The following is an 11,656-nucleotide window of genomic DNA, read 5'->3' as shown; positions in this document are numbered from 1 at the left end:
AACTTAAAATATTAAAAACAGATATGAGCAGATCTTCTCCTCTTTCTTTTTTCTTTTATTTATTTTTATTTTTTTATATTATTAAGTTTTTGATTTATTAATTTTAAAATACACTTCCTGCTTTATTTCCATTATACAAACTTACGAGCGTCTTTAATTCTTTTATGACCTTTTCATATAGTAGGGTTATTATATCTTCTATATAAACCACGCCCACCAACTTTCCGTATGGCATTTCTTCAGAATTTGTGTTTATCACTGGAAGCTGATCTAACCTCCTATCAAAATTTATCATCTTTTCAAAGGCAGTTATTATATCCTCATTTACAGTAGTGTATGGCGGGTCTTTCAACATTACCATTTCAATCTTAACATCAGTTCCATTTGCAAGATATGGTCTAATCTCTTTTATTGTAACTAACCCCACTATTTTTCCCCTTTCATCAATAACAGGGATTCCATTAATGTTATATTCTACCATACTCTCAAAAACATCTTTTACAGTGTTTTCAGGTCTTGCCACCACAACATCCCCTGAGATCATAATATCTCTAACTCGCATTCGTTGCAACTCTCTGTATTTATTGAGTGTTCTAACCAGATGTAGTTTTATGAATTTTGTCATACTATCTACCTTTAATTTACAAACCTCCCCCCAATGTATACATCTCATTAATTGTCCAATAATAAAACTAACATTTCATTGTTTAAATACATTACCCTCTGCAAAAATCGTAAAAATGGATCATAAAAAATTAAGTAGGGAATGTTTAATTATTTTCCTCGTAGAAAGTTTCATTATTTTTAATTCTTCCTCTTTAATTTACAAAAATAACAATTTTACTAAAATAAATTAAAGTATAGAAATATATAAAAACAAAAATTAGGCAAATAAAATAAAGATAGGGGATAAAGATTGTTAAAAAAATTAAAAGATAAAATTAAGGATAAAGGTAAAAGATAAAAGATGATTATTTATTTGATTATTTATTTTTTATTTTTATTCATTTTTTCTTTTTTTGAAGAAATACACTCCCACTACTATTATAATAAGCACAGCCACTCCAATTAATAGCCAATAGTTCGCAGATCCAGAATTATTAACAACCACTTTTAACGGTTTTTGATAAACGTAGACGTTGTTATCTCCTTCTTCACTATCTCCTGCACATCTTATCTCTAATGTTATGTAATAAGGTTTTGATGGAGCATCCTTATTTGGATGAATAGTTATTGTCCCTATTCCTGTCTGGTTAGGATAAAGGGTTCCAATCGTATCACTTTTTATTGGATAATCAAATGGCTGTCCGGAGTTTTTTATTGCGGAGATTTTAACTTCAACCGCTTTTTCACTCCCAACGTTTTTTATTTTTATATAAACGACGTTGTCTTCTCCAGCAGTTACGTTAACCTCCTTAGTTAATATCTCAAACAACGGTTTTGGCTTTATATATAGATCAATAAACTTTTCAGTTTTGTGTTCGTTATCTGAGGTGTCAAGATAGGTTATTTCAAGTGGAAGTTTGTAATGTCCTGCTTTTGCATACTTGTCAACGTCTACGTAGAAAGAGGCAACCTTTGACATTCCAGGAAGAAGATTTCCAATATCTTTTATATTACAGTTGCTCCAACTATCCTTAAATGGTTTTTGTGTTATCAATTGGACAATGACATTTTTTGCCTCTTGATGACCATTATTTGTTAGTGTTATGTCTATTCTCGCATAAGTTGTTCCTGGCTTTATTTCAACTGGATCAGTTATAACGTTAGAGACCCCTAACTCAATATCTCCTTTGACGTATGCTCCAAGAGAGATCAATGTTGCTTTTTTAGTTCCATCCTCTGCCGTCCAAGTAATTACAAGAGGGATCTGATAACTACCTTCTGTTAATTTATCTGATGTATGGAGATTTACATATATCTCTTTATCCTCTCCCGGATTTATAGTTCCAAGATAAAACTTAGTGGTTCCAACCGGTGAGATTGGTAGATTTGAAACCGGAACTGGTGTTGGGTAGAATATATTTTCCTCAATGGTTTTGGTGGTGCCATAAGCTGAAACCTGGGTAGATTGGGTTCCGGCATTTACAGAGTTTAACTCATACCCTACATAGACATTTACATTTTTTGCTTTTCCAGTTCCTAAGTTTGAGATTACAATAGGAACACGTTGGGTTTTAGCAGGAATTAATGAAAAGTTTCCAGAAACTTCAAAGTTGGCTTTTCCGTAGATTGGTAGGTAGTATATTTTTGTTAGTTGGTAGTGGTTTGTTATTTCTTTTCCGTTTTCGGTTTCTACTTCATCGTAGTTTACTTTTATGTCTATTTCATAGTTGTTTGAGGGAGCGTTTTCATTAACATGGAGTTTAAAGTGAACGACCTCCGACTCTCCAATGTTCAAATGACTAATATAAACCCTCCCTTTCACAGGATTAACTTGCTTTAACTCAAAAGGATAATGCGGTTTAATCTCAACCACAATATTTTTAAGTTCATGATTATAATTATCATTCGTAACCTTAACCCACAAATCCACATCATCCCCAGGATGAATAACACTCGGCTGATACTCAACCTCCCCAACCTGCAAACCAAAGGTTGATGTCATTATCAGCAAAAGTATTGGAAGTATTAACAACTTTACCTTACTTTTTACTACCCTTTCAATTAAATTATATGCTTTTTCTCCTAATTTTTTCATAAGATCCACCATATTCATTTTATTTTGTTTTTTGATTGAAATTGATTAGAGTAGTTTGCTTTTTATTCTTGCAATTAGTGGAAGGACATACTTGTCTTCAAGAACCAATACAGCGGGTAGGAAGAATATTGTCAACATACAACAGAATATTATCCCAGCAGCACACACTTTTCCAAGATTTGCCATCATTGGAAGTGGGGCTATTGTTAAAGATAAGAGACCTGCTGCGGTGGTCGCTGCACTCGCTAAAACGGAAGATCCTGCATAGGTTACTGTAATTATTGCTGCATCTTCAGGATCTTTGCCTTTTTCTCTTTCTTCTTTGTATCTACTTCCAAAGTAGATTCCATAATCAATTCCAAGCCCCAAAACTAAGGATCCTACTGCGGATGTTGCCATATCGAGAGGAATTCCTGCTAAACCCATAAATCCTCCTGTCCAGATTAGAGAGAACACGAGGGGTGTTAATATAACTACTGATGTTATTCTTTTGAAGTGGAGTATTATGATTAACATTATTGCCAGGAAAGCGACAGATGTTGTGATCTCCTGACTTTCGTTCATTAGATCTCCTAAAAGTGCTCTCAAAGCGATAGAACCTGTTTGCACTGCTTCTACTCCTGGAGGCCATGGTGTTTCTTTTATTCTTTCATTTACTGATTTGTAGAGGTTATCGCATTTTTTTTCATCCCCTCCGACATCAGTAAATGCGGTTATAACCATCATTGAATAGTCCTTGTTGAACATCTTTTCTCTCTCTGAGGGAGGAAGTTCTCTCATCAACTTTTTTACTGTGTCAATACTTTGCGGAACTGTCCCTCCATTTAATTTTATTAAAACATCGACAGGAGAAGAAACCCGCGTTATCCCATCAACCGACCTTAAATTTTCTTCTAACATTTTAACAGCATTTAGCACTCGGGGATCTCGAATATCTACGACCTTGTCACTACAATCTGAAGGAACGATCTTTACTGCTATCTCAACTACATCTGTTCCTCCAAATTCATCTCTAACTTCATAGAGCTCTTTTACTGCTTTTAAATCCTGAGGTAGCATTTTTTCGTAGGATGTCTGTTTTTTAATATGGGGAATAAATGAAGCAGCAAATATACTCATAATAATAACTATCAATATTACAATAAGGGGCTTTTTAGCAGAAAATTCTCCAATTTTTTGTAGTATCTCTTTTAACATAACTATCTACCTTATCTCAAATTTTGATTCCCTTGCTATGTCGTTTTTATGTCCTGATCCCTTTCAAGCTCATCAAACAACTCTAAGATCCTCTCTGAGATTTTTTTCATCCTATACAGTTGTTCGATATTTTTTTTCATCTTTTCATCGTTATTTTCTAATTTTTTTAATTGATCGTATGTTTTGTTTATAAGGTAATATTTCTTTCTTGCAATGTCTTTCATCGATATAAACCCATCTACTGCCTCATAGTAGTTTTTTCTTTCTCCCTTTATCCAAACTTTTTTTACAAATCCTAAATCTTCAAGTTTTTTTAAAGACATACTCACATTTCCTTTACTGATTTTTAACTCCTCCATAACATCTGAAATTGTCAATGGCTTATCTGAGAGGTAGAGTATAGCATATACCGCCCCAACTGACTTATTTAATCCGTGAATTTTTGCCAATTCTGAGAACAACTCAATTATCAACTTTTTTGCATCTTCCATATCTATCCCTTATTCATATTGTAAGTGGTTTACATATTCCCACCTGCAATATTTAATCTCTACGTTTTTTATTTTTATCCTTGAATTTTTATATGTTTGATTGTAATTATTAAAATTAAATATGTTCAAAATTTTTTGAACTAAATGAATAATAATGCTGTAAAGATCCTATATAAACTTTGCTAAGATTTTTCTATCCTCATAGTTATATATTCACATAAATTTAGAAATTCGATTAATTCAAATAATTAAAAACAACCAATAATGTAATTTAAACAATGATTTTATTTTAATGTTTATCATGCCATTGGAAAGTAATAAATAGATCCAAAAACAAACATAAAATAGAGACATAACCATTAAGATTTAGTCAATAAATCAAGTAAAAGCTTGTGGGGAGAAATTATGGATTACATAAACCTAAACTACACTCCAAAAGAAAGTGATCTGCTATCTTGCATGATCATTAAAGGAGATGACCTAAAAAAATTAGCAAATGAAATCGCTGGAGAGAGTTCCATTGGAACATGGACAAAAGTCCAAACAATGAAAAGCGATATTTATGAAAAACTAAAACCAAACGTTTATGAAATTAAAGAAATTGGGAATGATGGAAAATACAAGATTGGGTTAATTAAAATTGCTTATCCACTATATGATTTTGAAATAAATAACATGCCTGGTGTTTTAGCAGGAATCGCTGGGAATATTTTTGGTATGAAGATTGCAAAAGGTTTAAGAATATTGGATTTTAGATTTCCGAAAGAGTTTATTGACGAATATGAAGGGCCAGAGTATGGTATTGAAGGAGTAAGAAATACCTTAAAAATCAAAGAAAGACCGCTATTGGGAACCATCGTTAAACCAAAGGTTGGATTAAAAACAGAAGAGCATGCAAAAGTTGCTTATGAGGCATGGGTTGGAGGAGTTGATTTAGTTAAAGATGATGAAAACTTAACTTCTCAGGACTTTAATAAATTTGAAGATAGAGTTTATAAAACATTAGAAATGAGAGATAAAGCAGAAGAAGAGACAGGAGAGAGAAAGGCATACATGCCTAACATTACCGCTCCATATAATGAGATGATAAGAAGAGCAGAGATCGCTGAAGATGCAGAAAGTGAGTATGTAATGATTGATGTTGTTGTTTCTGGATTTTCTGCTGTGCAATCATTTAGAGAGGAGAACTTTGGATTCATAATTCATGCTCATAGGGCAATGCATGCAGCAATGACAAGGAGCAAGGATTTTGGAATCACTATGTTAACTCTGGCAAAAATATATCGACTTTTGGGAGTTGATCAGTTGCATATTGGAACAGTAGTTGGAAAAATGGAGGGAGAGGAGAGAGAAGTTAAAGCGATCAGAGATGAGATCGTTTATGATAAAGTTGAGGCAGACAATGAACATAAGTTTTTTGAACAGGAATGGTTTGGCTTGAACAGTGTGTTTCCTGTCTCTTCCGGAGGGGTTCATCCAAGGTTAGTTCCTAAGATCGTTGAAATTCTCGGTAGGGATGTGATCATCCAGGCAGGAGGAGGAATTCATGGACATCCTGATGGAACGAGAGCAGGAGCTAAGGCCATGAGAGCAGCTATCGAAGCGGTTATGGAAGGAAAACCTCTTGAAGAAAAAGCAGAAGAAGTTATCGAGTTAAAAAAAGCGTTAGAATATTGGAAGTAAATATAAAGTAAACATTTAATTGAAATATATAGCTAATAAAATAATAATAAAAAACCTTAAAAAAAATAAATGTTATTAATTAATCTATTTAATCTAACGACTACTTTTTTATTATTTCTTTATTACCAGTATTTTTTAACAAAGTATTCAGCATTTAAGACACTTGCCCCGGCAGCTCCTCTTATAGTATTATGCTCTAATGCAGAGTATTTAACATCAAATATTGGATCTTTCCTTATTCTACCAACAACAATACTCATCCCATTTCCTTCATTTCTATCTAATCTTGGCTGTGGTCTATCAACCTCCTCCCTAATAACAATTGGTTTAGCATAGGTTGGAAGATTTAAATCCTTCAACGGGTCGAATTTGTCCATAACTTCTTTTATCTCTTCTGGTTCGGCTCTTTCTTTTGTTTTGACAAATATGCTTTCAGTATGCCCATCTATAACTGCAACTCTATTGCATGAAGCACTTATTTTAAAGTTCGCAAACTCAACTTTGTCATCTTTTAAAGTTCCCAAGAGCTTTAAACTCTCTGTCTGCATCTTCTCCTCTTCATTTTTAATGAATGGAATTAAATTATCTAAGATTGCCATTGAAGGAACTCCATTATAGCCAGCTCCACTAACTGCCTGCATTGTTGTTATAATAACCGATTCTAAGCCAAATTTATCCATTATTGGTTTTAAGGTTATGACAGCACAGATTGTCGAACAGTTAGGGTTTGTTATAATTGCTCCATCCCAGCCCCTCTGCTCTCTCTGAATTTCTATCAACTCCAAATGATCTGCATTAACCTCAGGAATTACCAATGGAACATCTTCTTCCATCCTATAAGCTGACGCATTGGAAAAAACTAATTTCCCTTCTTTGGCAAATTCTGGTTCGAACTTTTTAGCTAAATCTGAAGGTAGAGCTGAGAAGACAATATCGACATCTTCAAACCCCTCATGCTTGGGATCTGTTGGAATAACAACCATATCCTTTATTTTTTCTGGAATATCCCTATCTTGGAACCAATAGCATGCATCTTTATATTTCTTTCCAGCACTTCTTTCTGATGCGGATAAAGCAGTTAACTCAAATATTGGATGCTCTGCCAACAATTGAACAAACCTCTGTCCAACACTTCCAGTAGCTCCCAAGACGCCAACCTTTATTTTCATCTTTTCACCTTTTTTGTTTTAAATTTTTTTACTTTTATAATTAGTAAACTTTTATAATTTTTAAGATTTTCGCAAATGAAATGGTTTTTTGTAAAAATATTTTAAACAATTTAGGTAGATAACATCACATGTAAGGATTTTTTAAATATATTCCAATAAATGCAAATTTTTATGAGATAATGGCAATTATATTTTTATTATATTTCTATCCTACATAAATCATCCAGTAATCACTCAACAATTATTTTAAAAGTTAAATTGGCTCCATTTTTTAATTTTTTTACTATTTCCCTATTAATATCTTTTGCTGATTTATTTGCATTGATCATTAATGTTCTTGGACAGATATAATCGCTCTTTCTAATAACCATATCCGTTGGATGATTTAAGATTAAATCTTTATGCCCTTCTCCAACTATAACCTCTTTTAAATCTTCAACTTCAATTTCTACAATTATTTTTTTAGCATTTCTGAGTTTTTCTTTAAATTCCTCGCTAAAATCATCCATCGATTTATTGGCATTTATTCCTATAATGCAATGTCCTGTAGGGGTTAGACAATTTTCCTTTGTGATTTCTAAGGTTGTTTTATGGGTTGCTGAAACGTTTTTATGCCCTTTGGCTTTTATAATAAACTCCACTATAACACCTTTCTTCTCTTTTCTTTAAAAAGCGATAGGATTATATAGGTTAATATTAGTAATCTAATTTTCGCTGTTATATTTTAATAATTCTAATTTAATAATTCACGTATTTTTTTAGTAATTATTAAAAGGAGAGTCATTCTTGGTAATTTAAATCATTACTTTTGTATCTTTTTAATTTTAATTTAAAAACTGTAAGCTTAATCTTTTTTAATACTTAACAAATTAACGATACAATAAATAAAACTCTATTAAATTTTAAATGTTATCGGTGAAACTATGAAAAAAGTTTATGTGGAAGGTTATGGCTGTGTTTTAAATTCTGCCGATACCGAAATAATAAAAAACGCTCTTAGAGAAGAGGGATTTGAGATAGTTGATGAATTGGACAGGGCAGATGTTGCTGTTATAAACACCTGCGTAGTGAGATTAGAAACTGAAAACAGGATGATCTATAGGATTAATGAATTGAAAAATCTTGGAAAGGATGTTGTAGTTGCAGGATGCTTGCCCAAAGCATTAAAAGAGAAGGTTAAAGGGTTTCTACACATTTATCCAAGAGAAGCACATAAGGCAGGAAAAATATTAAAAATATATATAAAAAGTGGAAAAAGAGTAGAAGGTTTAGAGGACGATAAATCATTACATAAAAAATTGGACTACATTACTTCTTCCCTAATAACTCCTCTACCCATCTGTGAAGGTTGTCTCGGACATTGCACATATTGTATTGTCAAAATTGCAAGAGGAAACCTAATATCTTATCCAAGAGAAAAAATAGTTAAAAAAGCAGAGGAATTAATAAAAAAAGGAACAAAATGTATATTTATAACTGCACAAGACACTGCTTGTTATGGATTTGATAGAAATGATAACTTAGCAAACCTATTAAATGATCTATGTAATATAGAAGGAGATTTTATAATGCGAGTTGGGATGATGCATGCAAAAAATGTGGAAGAGATAATAGATGAGTTAATTGAGGTTTACAAAACTGACAAAGTAGGAAAGTTTTTACACCTTCCTTTACAAAGTGGGGATGATGAGATATTAAAAAAGATGAGAAGAGGATATACCGTAGATGAATTTAAAGAAATAGTAAACGAATTTAGAAAAAAAGTTAAGAATTTATGCTTTACGACTGATATTATAGTTGGCTTTCCTGGAGAGACAGAAGAGCAATTTGAAAATACGTTAAATATATTAAAAGAGCTAAAACCCGACTATATTCATGGGGCAAAATATTCCCAAAGGAAGGGAACAGAAGCTGCAAAGATGAAGCAGGTTGATACAAAGATAAGAAAGCAAAGAAGTGAAATACTCGATAAATTAAGAAGAGAGTTAAGCTACATCAACAATAAAAAATATATTGGAAAAAAATTGAAAACATTAATTTTAGAGGAAGGGAAAGGATATACAGAAAATTTCAAGGTAGTTAAATTTGAAGGAGGATCTATCGGCAATTTCAAAAAAGTAAAGATAGTTGATGCCAAAACCTTTGGATTGGTTGGAAAGATCATCTAAGCATGTCATACCATAAAAAAGTTGAATCGTTATTCCAGAACATATAATCTATATATACTATAAACCACAGTTAAATAAAGGTTAAAATTAGAAATTAAATTAAATTAAATTGAGGAAATTTAAGGATTTGATTAGGTGAGAGGGATGGAAAGTTATATTCAAAACCTATTTGCTGAAAGAATAGGTGGAAAAAAATTTGGTAAAGAGGATGTTATCTACAAGTTTGAAAAGATAAAAAGGGCTAAGCAGGAGGCAATGAAAAAACACCCAAATGTTGAATTGATCGATATGGGGGTAGGAGAGCCGGATGAAATGGCAGATCCAGAAGTTGTAAGGGTTTTATGTGAGGAGGCAAAAAAATGGGAAAATAGGGGTTATGCGGACAATGGAATTCAAGAGTTAAAAGATGCTGTTCCGCCATATATGGAGAGAGTTTATGGTGTTAAGGATATAGATCCCTATAACGAGGTTATTCATTCCATAGGATCCAAACCTGCCCTTGCATATATCACATCCGCATTCATTAATCCGGGAGATGTGTGTTTAATGACAGTTCCAGGGTATCCTATAACCGCAACACATAGCAAGTGGTATGGAGGGGATGTTTACAACCTTCCACTATTGGAGGAAAATAACTTCTTACCTGATTTAGAGAGTATTCCTGAGGATATTAAGAAGAGGGCTAAAATATTATACTTGAATTATCCAAACAACCCAACCGGAGCTCAGGCAACAAAAAAGTTTTATAAAGAGGTTGTTGATTTTGCATTTGAAAATGAAGTTATAGTAGTTCAAGATGCTGCTTATGGGGCTTTGGTTTATGATGGAAAACCATTATCATTCCTCTCGATTAAAGACGCAAAAGATGTCGGAGTTGAAATTCACAGTTTTTCAAAAGCATTTAATATGACTGGTTGGAGATTGGCATTTTTAGTAGGAAACGAGCTTATAATTAAAGCATTCGCAACAGTTAAAGATAATTTTGATAGTGGACAGTTTATTCCAATTCAAAAGGCAGGGATTTACTGTTTACAACACCCTGAAATAACAGAGAGGGTTAGGCAAAAGTATGAGAGGAGATTAAGGAAAATGGTTAAAATACTAAATGATGTAGGATTTAATGCAAAAATGCCGGGAGGAACATTCTATCTGTATGTCAAATCTCCAAAAAAAGTAAATGGAATTGAATTTAAAACTGCTGAGGACTTCTCTCAGTATTTGATTAAAGAAAAGCTTATTTCAACAGTTCCTTGGGATGATGCGGGACATTATTTAAGATTGGCTGCTTGTTTTGTTGCTAAGGATGAAAATGGAAACCCAACAACAGAGGAGAAGTATGAGGATTTGTTATTAGAGGAGTTTAGGAAGAGATTGGAAGGAATGGACTTAGAATTTTAATAAACTTTTAATTTTTAGTAAAGATTTGATTTTATATTTTTAATAAATTAATAGTTGATTTAAATATTATCTTTTAAATATTATTCCAAATTTACTTTTTAGGTTAATACATATCATCCTTGATTTTATGAGACGTAGGGGTCTGTCCAACATGGATATTTATAGGCATAAGTCCATGTTGAACTGAGAGTTTTTAAAACGTCCGTAGATATGAAAAAAGGATATTTATAGGCATAAGTCCATGTTGAACTTGGGGATCATCGACCTCATCTCCCTCTGGGTTCATTGGGAGCAAGTCATTGGTCTCCTCCTCAGTCACGGACTTAAAAACCTTACGGTTTTTAAGTTCTCGTCGCTTCGCTCCAAGAGAACCCCAGCTCTTCCTATTAGTTTAAATATCACACAATATCGATGCCTCCTTAGGTCTTCTGTCTCACCTTCATCAGAGGCATCTAAATACTTGTTTATTATATATAAACTTATTATAAAAATTTTATAAAAATTTTGGTATTGAAAACTTATATAAGCTCATATTTGTCCATAAAAAAATTAAACAGTTTTAAACGGCATTATACCTCCAAAAAAGTTTTAAAACTAAAACTTTAAAAAGTTTAAGGGATTTTTGTTTTTATTTTTAAGATTATAGCCCATACATTTAAATATATAAAACAATAGAAATGTCTAATGATTGTCAGATAACTAATATATAGGGGAAGCGTTAATAAATAATAACTGGGGAGTTGTCGCCCCCCCCGAAGGGATTTAAAGAATAACGAAGATAAACACTCTTGGGGTTTTTAGCAGACGCACATGCTTCCTACCCCTCCCCCCTACTTTTTTTATATTACT

General features: G+C 32.6%; 9 protein-coding genes. 3 read left to right on the top strand and 6 right to left on the bottom strand.

The window, feature by feature from the left end; translation table 11 throughout:
- Positions 1-103: 103 nt before the first annotated feature.
- The 4 genes from METVU_RS04825 to METVU_RS04810 form a co-directional block, all read right to left on the bottom strand.
- Entirely contained in the window at positions 104-625 is a 522-nt protein-coding gene (locus METVU_RS04825) for a CBS domain-containing protein (RefSeq protein WP_048196817.1), read from the bottom strand.
- A 375-nt stretch (positions 626-1,000) separates the two neighbouring features.
- Positions 1,001-2,701: a COG1361 S-layer family protein gene (locus METVU_RS04820; RefSeq protein ID WP_015733065.1), complete on the bottom strand. Its 1,701-nt coding sequence runs from the start codon at positions 2,699-2,701 to the stop codon at positions 1,001-1,003.
- A gap of 45 nt (positions 2,702-2,746) precedes the next feature.
- Entirely contained in the window at positions 2,747-3,898 is a 1,152-nt protein-coding gene (locus tag METVU_RS04815; RefSeq protein WP_015733064.1) for an efflux RND transporter permease subunit, read from the bottom strand.
- A 35-nt stretch (positions 3,899-3,933) separates the two neighbouring features.
- The gene (locus METVU_RS04810; RefSeq protein ID WP_015733063.1) at positions 3,934-4,389 is read right to left on the bottom strand and encodes a GbsR/MarR family transcriptional regulator; all 456 of its coding nucleotides are present in this window, start codon (positions 4,387-4,389) and stop codon (positions 3,934-3,936) included.
- A 405-nt stretch (positions 4,390-4,794) separates the two neighbouring features.
- Between METVU_RS04810 and rbcL the strand changes: the two genes are divergently transcribed.
- Positions 4,795-6,072 (top strand): type III ribulose-bisphosphate carboxylase, encoded by a 1,278-nt coding sequence (gene rbcL, locus METVU_RS04805; RefSeq protein ID WP_015733062.1) that lies wholly within the window; start codon positions 4,795-4,797, stop codon positions 6,070-6,072.
- Between the two features lie 122 nt (positions 6,073-6,194).
- Here the strand turns inward: rbcL and asd are convergent, their stop codons facing one another.
- Together asd and METVU_RS04795 are read right to left on the bottom strand one after the other, a co-directional pair.
- Complete coding sequence (asd, locus tag METVU_RS04800) at positions 6,195-7,241, bottom strand: aspartate-semialdehyde dehydrogenase (protein ID WP_015733061.1); 1,047 nt, start codon at positions 7,239-7,241, stop codon at positions 6,195-6,197.
- A 230-nt stretch (positions 7,242-7,471) separates the two neighbouring features.
- Entirely contained in the window at positions 7,472-7,882 is a 411-nt protein-coding gene (locus METVU_RS04795) for a DUF371 domain-containing protein (RefSeq protein ID WP_015733060.1), read from the bottom strand.
- 282 nt (positions 7,883-8,164) lie between these two features.
- Between METVU_RS04795 and METVU_RS04790 the strand changes: the two genes are divergently transcribed.
- Positions 8,165-9,409 (top strand): tRNA (N(6)-L-threonylcarbamoyladenosine(37)-C(2))-methylthiotransferase, encoded by a 1,245-nt coding sequence (locus METVU_RS04790; RefSeq protein ID WP_015733059.1) that lies wholly within the window; start codon positions 8,165-8,167, stop codon positions 9,407-9,409.
- 144 nt (positions 9,410-9,553) lie between these two features.
- Positions 9,554-10,807 carry an LL-diaminopimelate aminotransferase gene (locus METVU_RS04785; RefSeq protein ID WP_015733058.1) on the top strand — a complete coding sequence of 418 codons (1,254 nt, stop codon included), beginning with the start codon at positions 9,554-9,556 and terminating at the stop codon, positions 10,805-10,807.
- Positions 10,808-11,656 lie beyond the last annotated feature (849 nt).

The organism is Methanocaldococcus vulcanius M7 (assembly GCF_000024625.1).
GTDB lineage: Archaea > AGJL01 > Methanococci > Methanococcales > Methanocaldococcaceae > Methanocaldococcus > Methanocaldococcus vulcanius.
Note: the sequence above shows the minus strand (reverse complement) of the source record. Positions and strands in the feature narration are given on the sequence as shown.

Excerpts from the sequence above, each read along its gene's own strand:
- METVU_RS04825 (WP_048196817.1), bottom strand. The coding sequence starts at position 625 with ATGACAAAATTCATAAAACTACATCTGGTTAGAACACTCAATAAATAC.
- METVU_RS04820 (WP_015733065.1), bottom strand. The coding sequence starts at position 2,701 with ATGAAAAAATTAGGAGAAAAAGCATATAATTTAATTGAAAGGGTAGTA.
- METVU_RS04815 (WP_015733064.1), bottom strand. The coding sequence starts at position 3,898 with ATGTTAAAAGAGATACTACAAAAAATTGGAGAATTTTCTGCTAAAAAG.
- METVU_RS04810 (WP_015733063.1), bottom strand. The coding sequence starts at position 4,389 with ATGGAAGATGCAAAAAAGTTGATAATTGAGTTGTTCTCAGAATTGGCA.
- rbcL (WP_015733062.1), top strand. The coding sequence starts at position 4,795 with ATGGATTACATAAACCTAAACTACACTCCAAAAGAAAGTGATCTGCTA.
- asd (WP_015733061.1), bottom strand. The coding sequence starts at position 7,241 with ATGAAAATAAAGGTTGGCGTCTTGGGAGCTACTGGAAGTGTTGGACAG.
- METVU_RS04790 (WP_015733059.1), top strand. The coding sequence starts at position 8,165 with ATGAAAAAAGTTTATGTGGAAGGTTATGGCTGTGTTTTAAATTCTGCC.
- METVU_RS04785 (WP_015733058.1), top strand. The coding sequence starts at position 9,554 with ATGGAAAGTTATATTCAAAACCTATTTGCTGAAAGAATAGGTGGAAAA.